At 61.1% G+C, this 22,309-nt stretch carries 23 protein-coding genes and 1 riboswitch; of the genes, 13 read left to right on the plus strand and 10 right to left on the minus strand.

The genetic code is table 11. The features are described 5' to 3' along the window. Positions 1 to 9: 9 nt before the first annotated feature. Together PG888_RS07815 and PG888_RS07820 are read left to right on the plus strand one after the other, a co-directional pair. Positions 10 to 723, plus strand: coding sequence for a 3-deoxy-D-manno-octulosonic acid kinase (locus PG888_RS07815; RefSeq protein WP_265452115.1), 714 nt, complete (start codon positions 10 to 12; stop codon positions 721 to 723). A 70-nt stretch (positions 724 to 793) separates the two neighbouring features. Further along, complete coding sequence (locus PG888_RS07820; protein WP_042656848.1) at positions 794 to 1,657, plus strand: GGDEF domain-containing protein; 864 nt, start codon at positions 794 to 796, stop codon at positions 1,655 to 1,657. A 6-nt stretch (positions 1,658 to 1,663) separates the two neighbouring features. Here PG888_RS07820 and PG888_RS07825 read toward each other — a convergent pair whose 3' ends face one another. Then, positions 1,664 to 2,518 carry a carboxylate/amino acid/amine transporter gene (locus PG888_RS07825; protein ID WP_234603386.1) on the minus strand — a complete coding sequence of 285 codons (855 nt, stop codon included), beginning with the start codon at positions 2,516 to 2,518 and terminating at the stop codon, positions 1,664 to 1,666. Positions 2,519 to 2,557: 39 nt separating this feature from the next. Between PG888_RS07825 and PG888_RS07830 the strand changes: the two genes are divergently transcribed. Then, the gene (locus PG888_RS07830) at positions 2,558 to 3,019 is read left to right on the plus strand and encodes a DUF6314 family protein (protein ID WP_270693165.1); all 462 of its coding nucleotides are present in this window, start codon (positions 2,558 to 2,560) and stop codon (positions 3,017 to 3,019) included. A gap of 125 nt (positions 3,020 to 3,144) precedes the next feature. On the opposite strand, the gene PG888_RS07835 is transcribed toward PG888_RS07830, so the two are convergent. Next, a complete protein-coding gene (locus PG888_RS07835) occupies positions 3,145 to 3,306 on the minus strand; it encodes a hypothetical protein (RefSeq protein ID WP_111808873.1) in 162 nt (53 codons plus the stop codon). Further along, complete coding sequence (locus PG888_RS07840; RefSeq protein WP_042063560.1) at positions 3,291 to 4,190, minus strand: DMT family transporter; 900 nt, start codon at positions 4,188 to 4,190, stop codon at positions 3,291 to 3,293. The genes PG888_RS07835 and PG888_RS07840 overlap by 16 nt, the downstream gene beginning before the upstream one ends. Positions 4,191 to 4,281: 91 nt before the next feature. Between PG888_RS07840 and PG888_RS07845 the strand changes: the two genes are divergently transcribed. Further along, positions 4,282 to 5,241, plus strand: a complete 960-nt coding sequence (locus tag PG888_RS07845; RefSeq protein WP_213393160.1) for a LysR family transcriptional regulator — start codon at positions 4,282 to 4,284, stop codon at positions 5,239 to 5,241. Here PG888_RS07845 and trpS read toward each other — a convergent pair. Together trpS and PG888_RS07855 are read right to left on the minus strand one after the other, a co-directional pair. Continuing rightward, complete coding sequence (trpS, locus tag PG888_RS07850) at positions 5,220 to 6,233, minus strand: tryptophan--tRNA ligase (protein WP_270693169.1); 1,014 nt, start codon at positions 6,231 to 6,233, stop codon at positions 5,220 to 5,222. The genes PG888_RS07845 and trpS overlap by 22 nt on opposite strands. A gap of 193 nt (positions 6,234 to 6,426) precedes the next feature. Further along, entirely contained in the window at positions 6,427 to 6,864 is a 438-nt protein-coding gene (locus tag PG888_RS07855; RefSeq protein WP_005339229.1) for a universal stress protein, read from the minus strand. Between the two features lie 401 nt (positions 6,865 to 7,265). Between PG888_RS07855 and fabV the strand changes: the two genes are divergently transcribed. The 6 genes from fabV to PG888_RS07885 all read left to right on the plus strand — a co-directional run bounded on the left by fabV (position 7,266) and on the right by PG888_RS07885 (position 14,249). After that, positions 7,266 to 8,453 carry an enoyl-ACP reductase FabV gene (gene fabV, locus PG888_RS07860; RefSeq protein WP_270693172.1) on the plus strand — a complete coding sequence of 396 codons (1,188 nt, stop codon included), beginning with the start codon at positions 7,266 to 7,268 and terminating at the stop codon, positions 8,451 to 8,453. A gap of 92 nt (positions 8,454 to 8,545) precedes the next feature. Beyond that, on the plus strand, positions 8,546 to 9,070 hold the full coding sequence (gene ftnA, locus PG888_RS07865) for a non-heme ferritin (RefSeq protein ID WP_042063553.1): 525 nt from the start codon (positions 8,546 to 8,548) through the stop codon (positions 9,068 to 9,070). A gap of 149 nt (positions 9,071 to 9,219) precedes the next feature. Then, the gene (locus PG888_RS07870) at positions 9,220 to 10,404 is read left to right on the plus strand and encodes an NAD(P)/FAD-dependent oxidoreductase (protein ID WP_270693175.1); all 1,185 of its coding nucleotides are present in this window, start codon (positions 9,220 to 9,222) and stop codon (positions 10,402 to 10,404) included. A gap of 81 nt (positions 10,405 to 10,485) precedes the next feature. Continuing rightward, a complete protein-coding gene (locus PG888_RS07875; RefSeq protein WP_270693177.1) occupies positions 10,486 to 12,159 on the plus strand; it encodes a sensor histidine kinase in 1,674 nt (557 codons plus the stop codon). 46 nt (positions 12,160 to 12,205) lie between these two features. Continuing rightward, positions 12,206 to 12,949 carry a LytR/AlgR family response regulator transcription factor gene (locus PG888_RS07880; protein ID WP_113740705.1) on the plus strand — a complete coding sequence of 248 codons (744 nt, stop codon included), beginning with the start codon at positions 12,206 to 12,208 and terminating at the stop codon, positions 12,947 to 12,949. A 109-nt stretch (positions 12,950 to 13,058) separates the two neighbouring features. Further along, complete coding sequence (locus tag PG888_RS07885; protein ID WP_234603377.1) at positions 13,059 to 14,249, plus strand: L-lactate MFS transporter; 1,191 nt, start codon at positions 13,059 to 13,061, stop codon at positions 14,247 to 14,249. A gap of 74 nt (positions 14,250 to 14,323) precedes the next feature. On the opposite strand, the gene PG888_RS07890 is transcribed toward PG888_RS07885, so the two are convergent. The 4 genes from PG888_RS07890 to PG888_RS07905 form a co-directional block, all read right to left on the minus strand. Continuing rightward, positions 14,324 to 15,448 (minus strand): 5-(carboxyamino)imidazole ribonucleotide synthase, encoded by a 1,125-nt coding sequence (locus PG888_RS07890; RefSeq protein WP_270693180.1) that lies wholly within the window; start codon positions 15,446 to 15,448, stop codon positions 14,324 to 14,326. Further along, a complete protein-coding gene (gene purE / locus PG888_RS07895; protein ID WP_270693182.1) occupies positions 15,445 to 15,954 on the minus strand; it encodes a 5-(carboxyamino)imidazole ribonucleotide mutase in 510 nt (169 codons plus the stop codon). Before purE ends, PG888_RS07890 begins: the two co-directional genes overlap by 4 nt. A gap of 63 nt (positions 15,955 to 16,017) precedes the next feature. Further along, entirely contained in the window at positions 16,018 to 16,320 is a 303-nt protein-coding gene (locus PG888_RS07900) for a P-II family nitrogen regulator (RefSeq protein ID WP_042657376.1), read from the minus strand. A gap of 4 nt (positions 16,321 to 16,324) precedes the next feature. After that, the gene (locus PG888_RS07905) at positions 16,325 to 17,251 is read right to left on the minus strand and encodes a sodium-dependent bicarbonate transport family permease (RefSeq protein WP_219265243.1); all 927 of its coding nucleotides are present in this window, start codon (positions 17,249 to 17,251) and stop codon (positions 16,325 to 16,327) included. A gap of 109 nt (positions 17,252 to 17,360) precedes the next feature. Here PG888_RS07905 and PG888_RS07910 point away from each other — a divergent pair, with 109 nt between their 5' ends. From PG888_RS07910 to murI, 3 genes are all read left to right on the plus strand, one after another. Next, positions 17,361 to 18,263 (plus strand): LysR family transcriptional regulator, encoded by a 903-nt coding sequence (locus PG888_RS07910; RefSeq protein ID WP_270693186.1) that lies wholly within the window; start codon positions 17,361 to 17,363, stop codon positions 18,261 to 18,263. A 35-nt stretch (positions 18,264 to 18,298) separates the two neighbouring features. Then, positions 18,299 to 18,476: riboswitch (cobalamin riboswitch) on the plus strand. A 52-nt stretch (positions 18,477 to 18,528) separates the two neighbouring features. After that, positions 18,529 to 20,382 carry a TonB-dependent receptor domain-containing protein gene (locus tag PG888_RS07915; RefSeq protein WP_270693188.1) on the plus strand — a complete coding sequence of 618 codons (1,854 nt, stop codon included), beginning with the start codon at positions 18,529 to 18,531 and terminating at the stop codon, positions 20,380 to 20,382. A gap of 107 nt (positions 20,383 to 20,489) precedes the next feature. Next, positions 20,490 to 21,293 (plus strand): glutamate racemase, encoded by an 804-nt coding sequence (murI, locus tag PG888_RS07920; RefSeq protein ID WP_270693190.1) that lies wholly within the window; start codon positions 20,490 to 20,492, stop codon positions 21,291 to 21,293. Between the two features lie 7 nt (positions 21,294 to 21,300). Here the strand turns inward: murI and PG888_RS07925 are convergent, their stop codons facing one another. Continuing rightward, entirely contained in the window at positions 21,301 to 21,792 is a 492-nt protein-coding gene (locus PG888_RS07925; RefSeq protein ID WP_042063539.1) for an RNA recognition motif domain-containing protein, read from the minus strand. Positions 21,793 to 22,309 lie beyond the last annotated feature (517 nt).

The raw sequence follows: 22,309 nt of genomic DNA on the forward strand, positions 1-22,309 counted from the left end.
ATCTCCACGATGCGAATACAGACCGAACACAACCAGATCTGCTGGTACGCCGAAGGGGCCTTTCGTGACCCCTCTCCCCAGTTATTCGATCCTGCCTGGTGGCAGAACAACCGTCAGGTGGTGGGTACGTCCATCGGGCGGGGGGTGACCTGGTTCGTCAAGGATGAGTCCCGCCATCTGGTGCTGCGCCACTACTATCGCGGCGGCATGGTGGGCAAGGTGGTGCGGGATCGCTTCTGGTTCGAAGGGGTCGAGTCGAGCCGCGCCATGGCCGAATATACCCTGCTGGCCAGGTTATGCGAACTGGGGTTGCCGGTGCCGCGTCCGTTTGGTGCCCGCATGGTCAAGCATGGCCCCTTCTATCGCGCCGATATCCTGATCGAGCGGATTCGCGGTGCCAAGGATATGGTGGCGCTGCTCAAACAGGGGCCGGTGGCGACCGAGGTGTGGCACAAGATCGGCCAGACGGTGCGTCAGCTGCACGATGCCGGGGTCTATCACGCCGATCTCAACAGCCACAATCTGCTGCTCGATAAAACGGACAAGGTGTGGGTGATCGACTTTGACAAGGGGGCGATCCGCTCCCCCGGTGAGTGGCAGAAGGCCAATCTGGAGCGCTTGCTCCGTTCATTCAATAAAGAGTCTCAACTGCATACCAGTTTCCACTTCGTACCGGAGAACTGGCAGACGCTGATGAACGGGTATCACACAAAAGCGAGCTGACCCTGTTGCTCGGCGCGAGAGCCAATGTTACTTATTGAGCAGGTATTCAGATCCGGTTTCGAGGCGCCCCATGGAAATGCTCAAGACACCCTTGGTCGATGTGACTGCCCGGCTTGATCCGGGTCTGCTGTCTGATGCCATGACGCTGCTGGAGGCGGGGATCTGGACCTGGTCTGCTCAACAGGGGTTACGCCGCGATCCCTCCTGCCTGCGCCTGCTGGGATTGGGGGAGAGCTGGCCGGATGATCTCGGCTGGCTGGATCGGGTTCATCCCGACGATGTTGCCCGGCTGGAAGATGCCCTGCTCGCCTGTCAGAGCGGCCGCAGCAGCGGTCTGCGCCTCGAATACCGCATTCTGCATCATCATGGTCACTACATCCGGCTGGAAGAGCGGATGCGTCGCGATGAGCGGGGCTATTTGCTGGGGGTGGTCCGTCACCTCGATCCCGCCGTGGTGCTGGTGGAGGAGCGGCATGGCACCGATCCGCTGACCGGTCTGGAGAGCCGTGGTCGCTTCGAGCAACTGCTTGAAGAGCGGCTGGCGACCGAGAGCGGCAGCTTCAGCCTGCTGCAGTTCTCGGTTGATCACATGGCCAAAATCCAGCAACTGTTTGGCGAAGCGGCTTGCGACGCCATGCTGGCCAAGCTGGCGCGTATCGTGCGCCACGAGCTGCGGCGGGAAGATCCCTTCGCCCGCTGGGATGAGGACGGTTTTATCCTGATGCTCTCCCAGACCGAGCGGATGAGTGCGCTGGAGATCGCCGAGCGGCTGCGCCTCGAGATTGCCGATGCCAGCCTGCTGTCACAGCGGCCGGTCACCGTCAGCATCGGGCTGGTGCAGAGCCAGACCGGCGAGCAGCTCGATCATCTGCTGGCCCGGCTGGCCACCTGCCACGGTCAGGCCAGACGGGAGCACAACACCGTCGTCGGCTGAGTGCGGTCAGGGCTGGCCGCGCTTGTCGCGCTGGCAGACCCAGAGCGAGGCCAGCATCAGCAGGCCGCCGATGGTCAGCCGGGTCAGATCGGTATCCTTGCCCCAGAGCAGCAGGTTGACCAGCAAGCCGGCCGGAATGAGCGCATTGTTCATGATCGCCAGCACTCCGCTACTGACCAGCGTCGCCCCCTTGTTCCACAGGAAGTAGCCGAGGCCGGAAGCCCCGACCCCCAGCCAGAGCAGAATGCCCCACTGCAACCCTGATGTCGGATATTGCGGTTTGCCCAGCAGCCACCAGGCGGGCAGGGCGATCACCAGCGCCCCCAGATAGAAACAGCCAAATACTGCTAGTTGCGGCGGTTGCTCCGCCTCCCGCGCCAGCAGTACCTTGTAGCCCACCTGACCGAGCGCGAAACAGAGGTTGGCCCCCTGCACCACCAGAAATCCCAGCACATAGCTTTCGGTCAGACCGTCGAAACGGATGACGGCAGCCCCGAGCACCGCCAGCAGGGCGCCCCACAGATAGGTGGGCTTGAAGCGCCCCTCCAGCAGATCATGGAGCAGGGTGACGTAGAGGGGGGTGAAGATGGTAAAGACCAGCACTTCCGGTACCGTCAGCAGCAGGAAGGAGTGGTAGTAGAAGAGATACATGATGCCGAGCTGGATGGCGCCGAGGGCCATCAGCTTGGCCACCAGATCGGGGCGCAGCCAGCGGCGGCGCAGGAAGGGGAGAAACACCAGACTGGCGAGGGCGATGCGGGTCAGCACCGAGAAGTAGGCATCCACCTGGCCAGCGAGGTAGACCCCGATCAGGCTGAAGGAGAATGACCAGAGCAGGGTGACCCCTATCAAGTAGTTCATGTGTTTGATTTATCGTCAGTTGTCAATTTTAAGGGGGCTATGATGGCCGAGATGGAAGCGGCAATCCAGCGTTTATGGGGGCGATTGCCACAGGTCGGAGCATTTAGCTTCACTGCCAGCAACGGCGAGGGGTCGGCGACCGACTGGAATGGTCGGGGCGAGGGGCGTGTGCAGGTGACCGATCATCAGGGGGGCTGGCTGTTTAGCGAGCAGGGTCGCTACACCACGCCCCATGGACGGGAACTCGCCATGCACAACCGCTTCTGGTGGCAGCGCAGCGAGCGGGGTATCCGCCTCTCCCATCTGCGTTATGAGGCGCCGGTCGAGCTGTTCGAACTGCTGCCGCAAGGGGATGGCCGCTGGCTGACCGCCGAGCCGCATCTGTGCGGGGCGGATCACTACAGCGCCGAGTTGACCGAGATCGACGGCGGTTTTCTGCTGAGCTGGCAGATCACCGGGCCGCGCAAGAACGAGCGGCTCAGCTATCGCTATCTGCTCTGACGTTGGCTTGCAGGCATAAAAAAACCGGCGCAGAGCGCCGGTAGCGGGGGACAAATCGGAGGTTTTTTTAAAAACAGTCCCAAAACAGGAGAGATAGACTCTCGTCACACATTCAGAGATGGACTTCAGGCATTCAGGGCATAGCTCAGCATGGCTTGCAGCTTGCTATCGAAGAACCAGGGCAGCAGCACCATCAGCAGGCCCATGATCCCGGCCAGTCGCTGGCGATACTGCCAGCCGGCAATCAGTACCAGACCCCCGCACAGAGTGGTCAGGATGCCTGACATAGGGTGACCTCGCGCTGCGTGCGGCGCTGTTGCGCCCACTGGTTCATGGCGACCGAGCCGAGGATCAGGGCCAGAGCAACACCTGTGGTGGGGTGGATCTGCTCGCCGAGGAACAGGGCACCCAGCATCACGCCGAACAGCGGAACCAGATAGTTGCTGAAGGAGGCGAACGTCGGGCCAGCTTTCTGGATCAGCGCCATGTAGAGGAAGTAGACCAGACCGGTACAGAGGGTACCCAGCACGGTAATCGCGCTCAGGGCCTGGCTGCTCGGCATGGTCAGGTTGCTCAGGTCAACCATGAAGGGTGCGACCAGCAGCAACTGGGTGGCCGAGGAGATCAGAATATTGCGGGCAACCACGACCGGATGGTCCTTGGCGAAGCGCTTGATCATCAGCAGGCCGATGGCGAAGCAGCTGGCACCGAACAGGATGGCGACAGCACCGAGCAGACCGGCGTTCATGCCCTGGGAGAGTTTCGGCCAGAACAGGGTGAGCACACCGGCAAAGCCGATGATCACCGAGAGCAGACCGGTTTTGGTGATTCTTTCACCAGAAATAAACAGCGGTGCAGCCAGAATGGTTACAAACGGGATACAACCCATGACCACGGCGGCGATGGCGCTATCCACATACTGCTGGCCCCAGGCGACCATGATGAAGGGGATGGTGGCATCCAGCAGGGCGATCAGCATATAGGTGCGCCACGGGGTGTGCTCACTCTTGAGCCGCATGAACAGGCAGAGCAGACCCAGGGTCAGGCTGCCGCACAGGGCACGACCGGCAGCCACCAGAATGGGGGGCAACTCGGCAACGGCCTGGTGCATGAAAATGAACTGGGAACCCCAGAGCAGGCCAATGGCCAGCAATAACAGATAGCTACGCATTTTAATCTCCGATGTATTAAGCCAGCGCATTCTAGGCAATCTGTTACTATGGTAAAAATGAATTGTTGGCATTTAACTATGGCTAATATCGATGGATAGCTCACTCGCCCGTCTCGACCTCAACCTGCTCGCCGTATTCGACATGCTGATGCAGGAACGCAACGTCACCCGTGCCGCTGAACGGCTGCATCTCTCCCAATCCACCGTCAGTCACGCCTTGGGGCGGTTGCGGGTGGCGCTGGATGACCCGCTGTTCGTAATGAGTCGGCGCGAGATGATGCCGACCGAGCGAGCCAAGGCGCTGGCCGGGCCGGTGCGTCAGGCGCTGGCGATGCTGGAGCAGGGATTGCGGCAGGCCAAGGGGTTTGATCCCGCCACCGCGCGGCGGATTTTTCGTATCGCCACCCCGGGTTCGGTGGAGCACGGGCTGGTGCCGGTGCTGGTGGACAGACTCCATCGGCAGGCCCCTCACTGTCGGCTTGAGGTGTGCGAGCTGGCAGACAGCAATTACGAGCGGGAGCTGGAGAAGGGGGAGCTGGATCTGGTGATCGGCTTCGCCGGGGCGAATCACCTCTCACCCCGCTTGTGGCGGGAGGAGTGGTTCAACAACCCGCTGGTCTGCCTGTCGCCGCTCGGCAGCGAGTTGCCCGATGTACTGACGCCGGTCGAGCTGGTGAGCCGCCCCCACATCCATACCTCCAGCTGGGGTCACAGTCAGGCGATGGTGGAGCTCTGGCTGGCCCGTTTCGGGGTGGAGCGGGAGCTGGGTGTGCGGTTGCCGAGCTTTATGGCGGTGCCACCGCTGATGGCAACCGGCCGCTATCTGGTGGTGGTGCCCGAGATGATCGGGCGCCACTTCTGCCGTTACTACCCGCTGCGGATGCACCAGCTCGACCCCGCCATCCCTATCGTCTATCTGATGGCGGGGCACCCGCTCACCGCCCACGACGAGGCGATCGGCTGGTTCAAGAGCCTGCTGCACCAGCTGGTGTTCGACCTCTACGGCGCCGATGCGCTCGGCACCCCGGCTCAGCGGATGCTGGCGAAGTAATCCAGCCCCATGGCGTTTTTCACCTCAGCCAACACCTCATCGGTGATGATGCGGGCCTGCTCGGTGCCCTGATAGAGCTGCTCCAGCAGCATCTTCTTGTCGGCGATGGCCGCGGCCCGGCGCTCCCGCATCGGCGCGAGCAGGGTCTGCAGGCAGTCATTGAGCACCTGCTTGCAGCGCATATCGCCCAGTCCGCCGCGCTGGTAGTGCGCCTTCATTTCGGCGACCAGCTCTTTGTCGGGGTGGAAGGCATCGAGATAGGCGAACACCGTATTGCCCTCCACCTGACCGGGATCGCTCACCTTGAGGTGGTTGGGGTCGGTATACATGGCGAACACCGCTTGTTTGACCTCTTCCGCCGACATGCCGAGCTCGATGGTGTTGCCGAGGGATTTGGACATCTTGGCCTTGCCATCGATGCCGGGCAGGCGGCCGGTGTCGCTCAGGATCGGCTGGCACTCGGTCAGCACCTCTTTGCCAACTAGCGTGTTGAAGCGTCGAACGATCTCGTTGGTCTGCTCCAGCATCGGCAGTTGATCTTCCCCGACCGGCACGTGGCTGGCGCGAAAGGCGGTGATGTCGGCGGCCTGACTGACCGGATAGACCAGAAAACCGGCCGGCAGCGTGCGCTCGAACCCTTTCTGCTGGATCTCCGCCTTGACAGTGGGGTTGCGCTCCAGCCGCGCGACGCTGACCAGATTGAGGTAGTAGCAGGTGAGTTCGGCGAGGGCGGGCAGGGCACTCTGCAGGCAGAAGGTGGTTTTGGCCGGGTCGAGACCGACCGCCAGATAGTCGGCCATCACCTCCAGCACGTTGTCGGTCACCTTGGCCGGATTGTGGCCGTTGTCGGTCAGCGCCTGCAGGTCGGCGATCATCACGAATTGACGGTAGTGGTGCTGGGCTTCGACGCGCTGGCGCAGGGAGCCGACATAGTGGCCGATGTGCAGTTTGCCGGTGGGACGATCGCCAGTCAGGATAACGGGGTTGTGCATGTCACTCTCTCCAGTTGGGTGAGCCGGGAGGCGACAAAGGGATAAAAACAGTTGACCGCCTCTCGGCGGTCACGGTGTTTTATTTGGGAAAATCTCGAATAGAAACGCGGTGCCGCCTGTTTAGGAGCAGCACCACCAGTAGTTGTGATTGAATGCGGTCATGTTCATAGCAAATCAAACTACGCCGGTTTCATTACTTCTGCAAGGGGACGACCAGCAGATCGCAGGGCACCGTATTCATCAGCTGACGGGCGCTGGAGGTGAGCAGGCTCCAGAAGCTCTGGCGATGGCCGCACACCAGCAGGTCGATCTCGTACTCCTTGACCGCCTGATTGACCCGCTCGCTCAGATCGCCGCAGATCACCAGCTTCTTCTCGATGGGATAGTCCACCGAGGCCAGAAATGCCTCCAGCTTCTCTTTCGCTTCGGCGATCACCTGATCCTGCACGTTGTCGATGTCGATATCGATCATCTCGGTGTAGAGATCCTTGAGGTCCACATCGACATGGATAACCGACAGCTTGGCGCCGTTGGAGCGGGCTCTGTCCACCGCCTTGTCGATCACCTTGCGGTTATCTTCAGAGAGGTCGATCGCGGCCAGAATATGCTTGTAATAGGTTGTTCCACTCATGGGATATCTCCTTACCGATCCTTCACTCCACTATACCCATCTCTGCTGAAACTAAAATGGTGTCGTAGACACAGTTTCGGGATTTAAATGAGTTTAATTTTTAACGTCGCAGGGTTGGCCGCTCAGTTACCGACCATTATTTGCCTATAAATTAAACAGGAGTTTGAAGCCGGTCACACCCTTTGGCTTGCCCATGATAGGGGAGAGGCATAGGATGGGCCCGTGCTTCGCAATGAACACAAAACAACAAAAAGCATCTGAATACCGCTTTGGGGAGCCACGTGCTCCCTTTTGTTTTTCTGCCTCATTTCTTGCCGCTTTTCTGACTGATAGCGGTCCGGCATCAAGTTAATCTCCTGCGAGTTGGTTATGCTGTAGCCAGTTTCTTTGGAGGCCTTCCCATGATCATTCATCCCCAGATTCAAGGTTGTGTTGCCCGCAACTGTCACCCCATCGGCTGTCGCGCAGCCGTGCAGCAGCAGATCGAACGGATCAAGGCCGCTGGCCAGTTCAACGGGCCCAAGCGGGTGCTGGTGCTGGGGGCCTCCTCCGGTTTCGGGCTGGCGTCGCGCATTGCGCTCGCCTTTGGGGCTGGTGCCGACACCATCGGTATCTCGTTCGAGCGTGGCCCCTCCGACAAGGGACTCGGCAGCGCCGGTTGGTACAACAACATCTGGTTTCGCAAGGAGGCGGAGCAGGAGGGGCGCATCGCCATCAACCTGATTGGTGATGCGTTCTCGGATGCCATGCGCCAGCAGGCCATCGATACCATCCGCCAGCAGCTGGGGCAGGTGGATCTGGTGATCTACTCGCTGGCGAGCGGCATTCGGGTGCTGCCCGATGGCACGCAAGTGCGCTCTGTGCTCAAGACCACAGGCCTGCCGTTCAGCGGTTGGGGGCTGGATCTGGAGCGCGATACCCTGGTGCAGCAGTCGCTGGCCCCCGCCACGCCAGAGGAGATTCGCGACACCGTCACCGTGATGGGCGGCGAGGACTGGCAGCTCTGGATGCAGGCGTTGCAGCAGGCCGGTTGTCTCGCCCCCGGCGCGCAAACCGTGGCCTACTCCTACATCGGCCCCGAATCCACCTATCCCCTCTATCGGGATGGCACCATCGGTTATGCCAAGGAGCATCTACACGCCACCGCCGAGACCATCAACCTGCAGCTGGCCGAGATCGGTGGCCACGCCTGGGTGTCGGTCTGCAAGGCGCTGGTGACCAAGGCGAGCGCCTATATTCCGGTGCTGCCGGTTTATCTCGGCTTGCTGATGGGGGTGATGAAGGAGCGCGGCGTACACGAGGGCTGCATTGAACAGATGCAGCGACTGTTTGCCGCCAAGATGTACGGGCCCAATGGGGTGGTGGCCGATGGCAACCGGCTGATCCGGATGGATGACCACGAGCTCGACCCGGCCATTCAGGCCGCTGTTTCGGCGCTCTGGCCCAAGGTGACGCCGGATAATTTCCACGCGCTGGGGGATTTTGTCGGGCTGCGGCAGGATTTCATGCAGCTCAACGGCTTCGAGCTGCCGGGCGTCGATTACGCGGCGCCGGTGGATGTCGCCTCCCTTGGCGAACTGACCCCCTGAGCTGAAAGAAACGGGATCTCCCTCTCGTTGGCGGGTTGATTCGCGGCGGGAGTGTGGCGACAATCGATACCAAATCACTGAGGAGAAACAAGATGCTGGCCCAAGCCATGATCGAGAAGTTGAACGAGCAGATTAACCTGGAGTTCTACTCCTCCAATCTCTATCTGCAGATGAGTGCCTGGTGTGAAGACAAGGGCTTCGAAGGGGCGGCGACCTTCCTGCGCCAACACGCGGTCGAGGAGCGCCAGCACATGGAGCGTCTGTTCACCTACGTGAGCGAGACTGGCGCCATGCCGCGTCTGGGTGCCATCGATGCCCCTCCCCACGAGTTCAAGTCGCTGGGTGACGTATTCCGCGCCACCCTGGAGCACGAATACCACATCACCAAGTGCATCAATGGCTTGGCCCACGTAGCCTTCACCACTCAGGACTACTCCACCTTCAACTTCCTGCAGTGGTATGTGGCCGAGCAGCATGAAGAGGAGAAGCTGTTCAAGAGCATCGTCGACCGTCTGGGTCTGGTGGGTGAAGATGGCAAAGGCCTCTACTTCATCGACAAGGAGCTGGCCGAACTGGCCAAGGGCGCCCCGGCCAGCATCATGGACAGCAACGCCTGATAGTCGTGGACACTTAGTGTTCAGCCAGTACAATAACGGCCCTTTTAAGGGCCGTTGTTTATTCTGGTGTGCAGTCACCGTTGTTATGTCAGCCAGAGGCAATCACGGTTCAGGCCAGGTGCCGTTTCTATTTTGATAAGTGAGTGATGATGAAGCAGGTCGATGTGGTGGTGATTGGGGCCGGTGCGGCCGGATTGATGTGTGCGGCGCAGGCGGGCTACCGTGGCCGCTCCGTGCTGGTGCTCGACAACGCCAAGAAGCCGGGCCGCAAGATCCTCATCAGTGGCGGTGGTCGCTGCAACTTCACCAACCATCAGGCGGGCGCCCACGCTTACCTCTGCGCCAACCCTCACTTCAGCAAGTCGGCGCTGGCCCGCTACACCCAGCAGGATTTCATCGATCTGGTGGATCGCCACGGGGTCAACTATCACGAGCGTACTCTGGGGCAGCTGTTCTGCCTCGAGAGCGCCAAGGAGATCGTCGATGTGCTGCTCACCGAGTGCGACTGGGCCGGGGTAACCCTGCAGTTCCAGACCGAGATCCTCACCGTCAGCAAACAGGACGAGGGTTTCGTGCTGACCACCAGCAAGGGTGAGATCGGCTGCCACTCGCTGGTGGTGGCGACCGGCGGTCTCTCCATGCCCAAGCTGGGCGCGACCCCTTACGGCTTCAAGCTGGCGGAGCTGTTCGGCCTCAAGGTGCTGCCGACCCGTGCCGGACTGGTGCCCTTTACCCTCCATCAGGCGGAGAAAGAGGCATTCGCCGATCTGGCGGGTATCAGCCTGCCGGTAGCGGTGACCGCCGAGGATGGCACCCGCTTCAAGGAGGCGATGCTGTTCACCCATCGCGGCCTCTCCGGCCCCGTCATTCTGCAGATCTCCTCCTACTGGCATGCCGGTGAGAAGATCCACATCAACCTGCTGCCTGAGCTGGATATTCCGGCTGCCCTGCGCGAATGGGCGCAGGCGCACCCCGCGCAGGAGCTGAAAACCGTGCTGGGGCGCGAGCTGCCCAAGCGTTTCGTCGACAAGCTGGTGGAGCTGGGTCAGCTGGTCAGCAAGCCGATGCGCCAGTACAACGAGCGGGAGCTGGAAGCGGTGGCCAACCTGCTGGGTGACTGGCAGATCCTGCCCAACGGCACTGAGGGGTATCGCACCGCCGAAGTGACCCTGGGTGGCGTCGACACCAACGAGCTCTCCTCCAAGACCATGGAGGCACGCAAGGTGCCCGGCCTCTACTTCATCGGCGAAGTGGTGGACGTGACCGGCTGGCTCGGTGGTTACAACTTCCAGTGGGCCTGGTCCTCCGGCTGGGTGGCCGGTCAGTACTGTTGATGTCACAGGGGCTGGTTTATCCGGCCCCGATTTATTGGTCAGGGTTATGGTGATCGGTCGGGTTGCCGCAAGGGGGCGCAGATGCTTGAGAATCAGATGATGTTGTTGGCGGTGTTCGAACGAGCGGCGCTGATGCTGATGACCCTCTTCTTTCTGACCCGCACCCGGCCGTTCCAGCGGCTGTTCCAGAAGCGGGATCACACCCCGGCCGAGCTGGTGCTGGTGGCCTCCATTTTCTGTCTGTTTGCGGTGTTCAGCACCTACACCGGCATTCCGGTGGAGGGGGCGCTGATCAACGTGCGGATCATCGCCATCATCTCCGGCGGCATTCTGTTCGGCCCCTGGGTCGGCATTCCGGCCGGGGTCATCTCCGGTTTGCACCGCTATCTCATCGACATGGATGGCCACACCTCCATCCCGTGCCTTATCGCCAGCATCATCGCCGGTCTGCTCGCCACCTGGTTGCACCTGCGCTGCCGCAAGTCGCGGCTCTGGCTCTACGGCATTCTGGCGGGGATGCTGTGTGAAGGGCTCACCATGCTGCTGATCTGGCTGCTGACCGAGCCCCATGCGGTGGGCGTCGAGATCGTCAGCCACATCGCCTACCCGATGATCGCCGGGGCGCTCTGCATCGGCCTCATCATCAAGCTGGTGCAGGATCTGGATGACGAGAAGGAGCTGATTGCCGCCAAGCAGGCCAAGCTGGCGCTGGATATCGCCAACAAGACGCTGCCCTTCTTCCAGAACATCGACCGCCACTCCCTGAGCCAGGTCTGCGCCATCATTCGCAGCGAGATCAGTGCCGACGCGGTGGCCATCACCGACACCCGCGACGTGCTCGCCTATGTGGGGGTGGGCAAGGACTATTACGAGCTGGACGAGCACCACGCCATCAGCGGCATGACCCAGCAGGCGGTGCTGCTCGACCAGATCATCATCAACAACGATCTGCGTCAGTATCACCTCTCCGATTTTCACTCGGTCATCATTATTCCGCTGCGGGAAAACGGCTCGGTGAGTGGCACCCTCAAGATCTACTACCGCCGCACTCACAGCATCACCAGCTCGCTGCGGGAGATGGCGGTGGGTCTCTCCCAGCTCATCTCCACCCAGATGGAGGTGTCGCGCATCGAGCAACTCAAGGAGATGACCCGCAAGGCGGAGTTCACCGCGCTGCAGAGCAAGATCAACCCGCACTTCCTGTTCAATGCCCTCAACGCCATCTCGTCGCTGATCCGCATCCGGCCCCAGCAGGCGCGCCAGCTGATCGCCAATCTGGCGGATTACCTGCGCTACAACCTCAACAAGGGGGATGAGCTAATCGACATTCAGGAGGAGCTGCAGCAGGTGCGCGACTACGTGGCCATCGAGCAGGCCCGCTTCGGCGACAAGCTGGAGGTGGTATTTGAGGTGGACGATGTCCACATTCAGGTGCCGAGCCTGCTGTTGCAGCCGCTGGTGGAAAACGCCATCCTGCACGGCATCCAGCCCCGCAGCGCGCCGGGTCGGGTCACCATCGAGGTGAAACAGCTGGCGGGCGGCATCCGGGTATCGGTGCGCGACACCGGTTACGGCATCAGTCAGGCGGTGATCGACGGGGTAGCCGCCGGTCGGGTGGAGAGCCGCAGCATCGGCCTGATGAACGTGCATCAGCGGGTCAAGCTGCTCTATGGCGATGGCCTGCACCTCAAGCGGCTGGAGCCGGGTACCGAAGTGAGTTTCTATCTGCCGGATCAGGAGTCGATGCCATGCTGAGTGCCATCATGGTTGAGGATAAGTGTGTGCCGCGAGAGGTGTTGTGATGCTGAAAGCGATCATTGTGGAAGACGAATATCTGGCTCGTGAGGAGCTGATCTATCTGGTGAACCAGCACAGCCAGATCGAGATAGTGGCGAGCTTCGAGGACGGGCTGGAGGCATTCAAATACCTGCAGGATCACGAGGTGGACGTGGTGTTTCTCGATATCCAAATCCCCTCTATCGATGGCCTGCTGCTGGCCAAGAACCTGCACAAGTCGAGCCATCCGCCCCACATCGTCTTCGTCACCGCCTACAAGGAGTTCGCGGTGGAGGCGTTCGAGCTGGAGGCGTTCGACTACATCCTCAAGCCTTACAACGAGCCACGCCTCATCAATCTGCTGCAAAAGCTCGAGCATGCGGGCAAGTCGCAGCCAGCCACCACGGGGGAGGCGAGCGGCGAGGGGAGCAGCCCGCACAATCGCACCGTCAATCTGGTGAAGGGGGAGCGCATCATCGTCACCCCCTGCGAGCAGATCTACTACGCGGAAGCCGACGAGAAGCTCACCTATGTCTACACCCGCGATGATCGCTACGTGATGACCATGACCATCAGCGAGTTTGTCAGCCGCTTGCCTGCCGAGGGGTTCTTCCGTTGCCACCGCTCCTACTGCGTCAACATCAACAAGATCCGCGAGATAGTGCCCTGGTTTAACAGCACCTATCTCATCCGGCTCCATGATCTGCCGTTCGAGGTGCCGGTCAGTCGCAGCAACATCAAGGCGTTCCGTCAGCTGATGCGACTCTGATTGTCATTCATTCCCGCCAATCTGCATTTCATGCCTTAATCGATCGGCGCGAGCTGCGTCTTGCCTATAGTGGCCTCAATTTCCTGAAGGCCATCGACCGAGACGCATCATGACCAAAGAGATGAACCGCACCCGGTACCTGACACTGATCGGTACCATCATCACCCAGTTCGCACTGGGTTCTGTCTACACCTGGAGCCTGTTCAACGCCCAGCTCTCCGACAAGCTGGACGAGCCGGTGAGTCAGGTGGCCTTCGCCTTTGGCCTGCTCAGCCTCTCGCTGGCTGTCGCCTCCTCCATGGCGGGCAAGCTGCAGGAGCGGTTCGGGGTGCGCAACGTGACCCTGGGCGCCGGTGTGCTGCTCGGCATCGGCTTCTTCCTCACCGCCCACGCCAGCAATCTGGCGATGCTATACCTCTGCGCCGGCATCCTGGTCGGTTTTGCCGACGGTACCGGCTACCTGATGACCCTCTCCAATTGCGTGAAGTGGTTCCCGGAGCGCAAGGGGCTCATCTCCGCTTGCTCCATCGGTGCCTACGGCCTCGGCAGCCTCGGTTTCAAATACATCAACCTGCTGCTGCTCTCCAGCTCCGGCCTTGAGACCACCTTCCAGCTGTGGGGCTTGATTGCGATGTCCATGGTGCTGGTGGGCGGCATGCTGATGAAGGATGCGCCCAAGCAGGCCGCCTCTTTGCAACAGAGCGAGAGCCGTGACTTCACTCTGGCCGAGGCGATGCGCAAGCCGCAGTACTGGATGCTGGCGCTGATGTTCCTCACCGCCTGCATGAGCGGCCTCTACGTCATCGGCGTGGCCAAGGATATCGGCGAGAAGATGGTGGGTCTGCCTGCTGTAGTCGCTGCCAATGCCGTCGCCATCATCGCTATGGCCAACCTGGGTGGCCGTCTGGTGCTGGGTATCCTCTCCGACAAGATGTCCCGCATCCGGGTCATCACCATCGCCCAGCTGATTACCTTGGCGGGCATGGTGCTGCTGCTGTTCGTGCCGCTCAACGCCAACCTGTTCTTCGTGGCGGTGGCTTGTGTGGCGTTCAGCTTCGGCGGCACCATCACCGTCTATCCCTCGCTGGTGAGCGACTTCTTCGGTCTCAACAACCTGACCAAGAACTACGGCGTCATCTATCTGGGCTTTGGTCTGGGCAGCATCATCGGCTCCATCGTGGCCTCCCTGTTTGGCGGCTTTATGGCGACCTTCAACCTGATCCTGGTGTTGCTGGTGGTGGCGCTGGTGCTCTCCCTCACCATCCGCCTGCCGGCGCCGGTAGCGGTGGAGCGGGCCTGATTAAGCCTCCCTGCCACAGCAAGCAATAACAGAGACCCGGGCCATGCCCGGGTCTTTGCATTTCCGATGGTCGATCAGCGCGGCGCTAGCCCCAGCAGCTGGCGGGCCTGGCGGCAGGTTTCCGCCACCATTGGCCAGTCGTCACCGGAGATGGTTATGTGACCCATCTTGCGGCCGGGGCGGGGTTCGCCCTTGCCGTAGAGGTGCAGATGCAGGCCGGGCAGCGCCAGCAGTGCAGCCCAGTCGGGTGTGCCGTTTTGCCAGAGATCCCCCAGCAGGTTGATTAACAGGGCGGGGCGCACGGCGATCTGCTCTGGCAGCGGCAGATCGCACAGGGCCCGTACCTGCAGCTCGAACTGGCTGCATGCTGCATTGTCGAGGCTGGGGTGGCCCGAGTTGTGGGGGCGGGGCGCCAGCTCGTTGACCAGCAATCGGCCTTCCACCAGAAAGAACTCCACCGTCAGCACCCCGACGTAATCGAGGACGGCGATCAGCCGCTCGGCGATTGCTTTGGCCTCGCGCTCCAGCGCCGGCACATTGGCCGGGGCGCGAGTCTGATCGAGGATGCCGTCGCTGTGCCAGTTCTGCACCAGCGGCAGGGCGCTGATGGCGCCACTCGGGCTGCGGGCCAGGGTCAGGGCAAACTCCCCCTCCAGCGCCAGCCGTTGCTCCAGTACGCAGGGCACGCTACTGGCTGCCAGTGCCGTCGCCAGCTCATCCAGATCGCTCACTTGCCACTGCCCCTTGCCGTCGTACCCCTCGCGGGCAGTCTTGAGGATGGCGGGGAACAGCGCGCTGACCTGTGCGGGGATGGGCTCCTCCGGCATTAGCGCCAGATAGGGGGCGACCGGGATGTTGGCGCCGTGCAGAAAGGCTTTCTCCTCGCGCCGATCCTGACAGACCCGCACCGCACTGGCGGCCGGGTGTACCGGTTTTTGTTTTTCGAGCAGTGCGAGAGTGGCGGCGGGCACATTTTCGAACTCGCAGCTGACGGCGGCGCAACGGCTGGCCAGCTCGTGCAGGGCGGCGGTGTCGTCATAGGGGGCGACAATATGGTGATCGGCGGCGGCACCGGCGATGCTGGCGGGGTCGGGATCCAGCACCACCACCTTGTAGCCGAGGCGGTGGGCGGCCATCACGAAGTAGCGGCCGAGCTGGCCGCCTCCCAGCATGCCGAGGGTGGCGGGAGGCAGGATCATGTCGGCTCCTCCAGTTGCAGCGCCAGCACCCGGTCGCGCTCGTGGGTGCGGAAGTCGTCGAGCTGCTGCCGGTAGCGGGGGGCGTCGTCATCCCGGGTGACCGAGAGCAGGGAGACCGCGAACAGGGCGGCGTTGGCGGCCCCCGCCTCGCCGATGGCGAAGGTGGCGACTGGCACCCCTTTGGGCATCTGCACAATGGAGAGTAGCGAGTCCATCCCCTTGAGATGTCGGGAGGGGATGGGTACCCCCAGCACCGGCAGCGTGGTCTTGGCGGCGACCATACCCGGCAGGTGAGCGGCGCCACCGGCCCCGGCGATGATGGCGCGCAGGCCGCGCTCGCGGGCAGTGGCGGCATACTCGAACAGCAGATCCGGGGTGCGATGGGCCGAGACCACCTGCGCCTCGTAGGGCACGCCGTGCTCCTTGAGGATGCGGGCGGCGGCCTGCAGCACGGGCCAGTCGGAGTCGGAGCCCATTACCAGACCGATCAGGGGAGGGGTGTTCATCTTTTCTGGTTCCTTACTGTTAAACGTTTGCTTTCGGTAAACAAAAAGAGCCGGCAAGCCGGCTCAGAATTTCTCGGGTCGCACGATTTCGACCGGTTGCAGAAAGGCGATCATGGCGTAATCGGGGTAGTAGCGACTCTGCAAGTGGGCCAGCAGCCGCTCCGCCTGCTCCCGGCTGCAGATCGCCTCCAGCCGTATGTTGCCGCTCTCGCTCCAGCTGGCGTTGCGCTCGCCATGATCCCCGCGGCCGCGGGCATCTGTGATGGTGTAGCCGCGCAGCCCCTCGCGGGTGAGGGTGCGCAGCAGGGTAGGCTCCAGATTTGCCTCCGTGATGACGGTCAGCAGGGTGCGGCTCTCGGTCTGCATGTGGCTACTCCGTGAAGTGGCGGGCCCAGCTGTGATAGAGCGGGATCCCCAGCATGATGTTGAACGGGAAGGTGACCCCCAGCACGGCGCTGAGGGACAGCCCCGGGTTGGCCTGAGGCACGGCGATACGCATGGTGGCCGGCACGGCAATATAGGAGGCGCTGGCCGCCAGGGTGGCCAGCAGGGTCAGGCCGCCGAGGGAGAGCCCCATCAGCTGGCCAGCTGCCAATCCCAGTCCCGCCGAGGCGAGCGGCATCAACAGGGCAAAGCCGAGCAGGAAGAAGCCATGCTTGCGCAAGTCCTGACACTGGCGGGCGACGATGAGGCCCATCTCCAGCAGGAACAGCGCCAGCGCCCCCTTGAACAGGTCGACAAACAGCGGTTTGAGCGGGGCAATCCCGTCGGGCCCGGCCAGATAGCCGATGGCCATGCCGCCCAGCAGCAGGGTTACCCCTTTGCCGAGGAAGGTCTCGTGGGCCAGCATGCGCCAGCGGGTCTCGCGGCTGATGCCGCGGGCCAGCACTATGCCCACCAGAATGGCCGGGATCTCCATCACCGCGAGGAATATGGAGAGCTGGGATTCAAAGCTGATGCCCCGTTCGGTCAGCCAGTTCACCCCGACTGCAAAGGTGGCGACGCTGACCGAGCCGTAGTGGGCGGCGGTGGCGGCGGCATCGACCCGGTTCATCTTGAGGCGCAGCACGGCAAAGCCGAGCAGGGTCTGCACCACACCGAGCAGGATCACCAGCGCCAGTTGCGGCAGCAGGGGCAGCAAGGATTGCTGGGCCAGACCGACGCCGCCCTTGAGGCCGATGGCCAGCAGCAGAAAGAGGGAGAGAGTGTCGTAGAGGGCGGGTGGCAGCTTGAGCTCGGAGCGCACCAGACCGGCCAGCAGGCCAAACAGAAAGAAGAGAACAACAACGTCCAGCATGATGGTTCGCAGGGCAGTTCAGATAATGGTTGCATGCTAGAGCCCGCAATGTTTCGATAAAATCAGATTCTCGCTGATGGTTGTTCGGAAAAAACTGATAGGGAACGGCATGCTCAACTACAAACAGCTCTACTACTTCTGGCATGTGGCGCGCAGCGGCAGCGTGACGCAGGCAGCTGAACAGCTGCACCTCACGCCGCAGACCATCAGCGGCCAGGTCGCCGAGCTGGAACTCTCCCTCGGGGTGGCGCTGTTCAACCGGGTGGGGCGGCGTCTGGTGCTGACCGCCGCCGGACGGCAGGCGCAGGAGCAGGCGGGGGCGATTTTCTCGCTCGGCGCCGAGCTGGAGCACACCCTGCGCCACGCCAGTCAGGAGCTGACCATGCAGGTGGGGATCGCCGATTCGGTGCCCCGTACCCTGGCGTTCGAGTTGCTGGCCCCCGCCATGGCGCTGGCGACCCCGCTGCGGCTGGAGTGTCACGAGGAGCGGGCCGAGCAGCTGTTCAGCGAGCTGGCCCGCCACAAGCTGGATATGGTGTTGATCGATCGACCGCTTCCTCCCGACAGCGGTGTGCGCGGCTACAACCACGAGCTGGGGCGCAGTCCATTGGCGCTGTTTGCCAGTCCCGAGTTGGCGGCGCGGGCGCGGGCTGGCTTTCCCGCCTCGCTGGAGGGGTTACCGCTGCTTATTCCCGGAGAGAAGTCGGCCACCCACGATCGGCTGCTTGCCTGGTATCGCCAGCAGGGCATTCATCCCCATCTGGTGGGGCAGTTTGATGACTCCACCCTGATGAAGTCGTTCGGCAAGGCGGGGATGGGGATCTTCCCGGCGCCGCTGGCGATGGCTGACGAGATTGGTCGTCTCTACGGGGTGGAGCGGATCGCGACACTGACCGAGGTCACCCTCTCTTACTATCTGGTCTCGGCAGGGCGCCATCTCTCTCATCCCGGGGTACAGGCGGTGATGGCGGGGGCTCAACAGCGGCTGGCGGCGCTGGCTGGCAATAAATAGAAATCTGGATGGCTATACATCCAGCATGGCTCTGCCTATAATCCTCCCGCTTTGGCGCATCATGCTTAATAGGGAATCCGGTGAGAATCCGGAGCTGGCGCGCAGCGGTAAGGGGGAACGAAGCGACATCAGGGCACTGCCGTCAGGCGGGAAGCCGTCGCCGTAGGCCATCAGCCCCCGAGCCCGAAGACCTGCCAGAGTTCGTATTTCGGGCCGAGAGAAACCGGCCACGAAGTAGATACTTACGCGAACTTAAGGATCTCTCATGTCGAAGAAATTTCTGGCGGCTGCCCTGTTGCCGACGGCGGCGTTTGCCCAACAGCTGACCATTCCCGTCAATCCCACCATGGTGGTGACCGCCACCCGCGTCGCCCAACCCGCCTCCAGTGTGCTTGCCCCGGTCAATGTGGTGACCCGGGACGAGATCGATCGCCTGCAAGCCCAGACCGTGACCGATGTGGTCAAGACCCTGCCCGGCGTGGAGGTGGTTAGCAATGGCGGCCGTGGCCAGCTCAGCTCGCTGCGAGTGCGTGGCGGCACCTCTTCCCAGACGCTGGTGCTGGTGGATGGGGTGCGCAGTGCCTCCCTGACCGCCGGGATGACCGAACTGAACAATCTGCCGCTCAATCAGGTAGAGCGGATCGAGTATATCCGCGGCCCGCGCGCCACCATCTACGGTTCTGACGCCATCGGCGGGGTGATCAACATCATTACCCGCCCCGACAAGGGGACCAATCAGCACAAGTTCAATGTTGGTGCCGGTTCCCATCAACAGCGCCAGGCCGCTTTCAGTAGTGCCAGCCAGGTGGGTGAGGCCGGTCAGCTCAAGGTGGCTGGCGGTTTTGATGATGAAGAGGGTTACAACGTACACCCCTTGCCCGGCATCAACGATGGTGACCGTCACGGGCATCAGGGCTACAACGCCATGCTGGACTACCAACAGGCGCTCGGCAGCAACTGGGATCTGTTCGGTACAACCCGCTGGTTCCGCAATGTAGCCCAATATGACAATTCCTATGTCACTCATCAGCGTAACGAGACCTGGACTGAAAACCAGAGCTATCAGTTGGGGTCGCGCTATCACGATGATCGCTATCTGAGCGAGTTGCGTGGTGCTTTCTCCAAACAGGATGCTTACGACTATCAGGACACCAGTGGCCGCGATCAGGCCAATAACCGGACCTATACCCGCCAGTACAGCCTGAACTGGGTCAACAGCGTCAAAGTGAACGAGTTTTGGACATTGGGTGGCGGTGCCGACTGGCAGCGCGATATGTTGGATGATCGCTCCCGCTCGTCTGGCGCGACTTATCCAGCCGACGCCAAAGAGCGTGACAACAACGGCCTCTATGCCCTTGCCCAGTTTGACAACCAGACCTGGCAGGCCGAGCTGAGCGGCCGTAGCGATGACAACGAACAGTATGGCCGCCACAACACCTGGCAAACCGGCGCAGGCTGGCGCTTTGTCGAGGATTACCGCTTGAGTGCCCGCTACGGCACCGGTTTCCGAGCCCCCACATTTAATGACCTTTACTACCCGAGTAAATTCATGCCAGGCAATCCAGACCTGAAGCCGGAAGAGTCGAAGAGCAGTGAGCTGATGCTGGATGGTCAAACCGCTGGCGTGGAGTGGCGAGCCACCGGTTATCGCAACGACTTCGAACAGATGATCCAGTGGGCGCCCAACAGTCAGGGTATGTGGACACCACAGAACGTTGGCAAGGCGCGCATTGAAGGGATCGAGCTGGAAGGGGAGTTTGATACCGGCTGGGTGAGTCATAGAGTCTCTGCCGAATACAAGGATCCCAAAGACAAGGTAACCGACAAGCAGTTGCAGCTGATCTCCCGCAAAGGGGCCAAGTGGGTGACGCAGGCGCAGTGGCAGCAGTTTGATGGTTCATTGAGCTGGATCTATCAGGGTGAGCGCTATGGCGATGCGGCCAACACCACAACACTTGGTGGCTACAGCGTGTGGAATCTGGCGGTCGGCTACAAGGCCACCCCGGCGCTCAAGGTATCTGGCAAGATCAACAACCTGTTGGATAAGGAGTATCAGACTGCGGTGGGTTATCCGGCCGATGAGCGCGCTTACTACGTGACGATGGATTACTCCCTGTAAATAGTCTCCTCTTGATGGGAAAAACCCGGGCCCTGCCATTGGCAGGGCCTTTTCTATTGGCGGCAGGCGGGAGTATGATCGCCGCCTTGCACCAAAGGGGAGCTCCAGTGGCCAATATTCTCGTGTTTGATTCCGGTATGGGTGGCCTGACCATCTACCGCGAGATCCGCCGCGTTCTGCCGGCACACAACTATTTCTACTGCTTCGACAACGCCAACTTCCCCTATGGTGAATTGAGCGAGCCCGCCCTGATTGCTGCCTGCACCCGCTTGGTTACCACCATGGTGGCCCATCATCATATCGATCTGGTGGTGATTGCCTGCAACACGGCCAGCACCATAGCACTGCCGGCCCTGCGTGCGGCTCTGGATATTCCCGTAGTGGGGGTGGTGCCTGCCATCAAGCCCGCCGCTGCACAGACTCGCAACGGTTGCATCGGTCTGCTGGCTACGCCGGGCACGGTGAGTCGTGACTATACCCACGAACTGATCGCCCAGTTTGCTCCCGGCAAACGGGTGCTGCTCAAGGGCACCACCGAGCTGGTCATAGAAGCCGAACACAAGCTGGCGGGTTTACCGGTCAATATGGCGTTACTGCGTGAAGTGCTGGCCGACTGGCTGGAGGGGGAAGAGAAGCCGGATACGCTGGTGCTCGGTTGCACCCACTTCCCGCTACTCAATGAAGAGATTGGGCAGCTGATGCCGCAATGTCAGCTGATCGACTCGGGCAGTGCCGTTGCCAAACGGGTGGCCTGGTTGCTGAGCAATGGCGGGCATGCCGCCGTGCAGCCTGTATATATAGAAGAGGTGATTGCCAGGGCTTACTGTACGCGGCTGGATGGGGAGGCCCAAAAACTGACAGCCCCCTTGCAAGCATGGGGGCTGTCATCACTGGAAGAGGTAAGGTACTGACGAGCGGTTAGACGTCAGCTTCGCTACCTTCCCTTTCCTCTTTATCACGTTTGTCATTCGCCTCACGCACCTTGAGGGTGCGCTGCTGGTACTCTTTATCATTCAACGCGGCAATTGCCTTGGCGGCATCGGCGGCGGGCATCTCCACGAAACCGAAACCTCTGCGCTTGCCGGTAGACTTGTCCTTCATCAACCGCACGGAAATGACCTGGCCCTGTTCGGCAAACAATTCGCGCACTGCAATCTCGTTGGCGCGATAGGGCAGGTTGCCTACATATAAGGTGCAAGTCTCCTGATTGGCGATCGACTCGGCGACATTAGCCGGGGTTCGCTTCAGGAACAGCGGTACCACGAAACCGCCGATGGCCAGACCTGCTGCAAAAATCACTTCCGCTTTCAAAGAGAACTGCAGGGCCTGGGCAACCAGGTAGCCAACCACTGCCAATACCAGAGCAAGGATTGCGGCCTGCATATATACGGGAAACTTGGATAAATTCATCTTAAAAGACCTTTTGTAAATGAAAGCAAAAAAGGTGCAACACTATATTCACCTCCATGGTAACCAGCTTTCCTGATTGGCGCTACCATGGACCACTCGGGAGAGGTTATCGGCTCCAGTATGGCATTCCCAAGGTCACTGAAGGCGACATAAATGACGCTAAAATGGGAGTGAAATAACCGGATTGTGGATAACACTGTATATATACACTGAATAAGCTGTTTCTAATTGAATAATTTGAAATTTTCGTGATTTTCTTCAAAAAAAGCCTTGTCATCGCGGCCTCGCTCCCTATAATGCGCTCCTACCAGCACGGCAGAACACGCCGGACTGATGAGCCAGCTTCCTAGCGAAGTAGGCGCCGAAAGAAAAGCGAAAACAATCGCTTGACTTTCGAAGTGAGAGGCGTAATATGCGCCTCCTCAACGCGACAAGCGTGACGCTCTTTAACAATTTGAATCAAGCAATCTGTGTGGGCACTCACAGCATCGAACATCAAACAATTTTGTTGATTTTC

This window comes from Aeromonas sp. QDB23 (genome assembly GCF_027707745.1).
Classification (GTDB): Bacteria; Pseudomonadota; Gammaproteobacteria; order Enterobacterales; family Aeromonadaceae; genus Aeromonas; species Aeromonas allosaccharophila.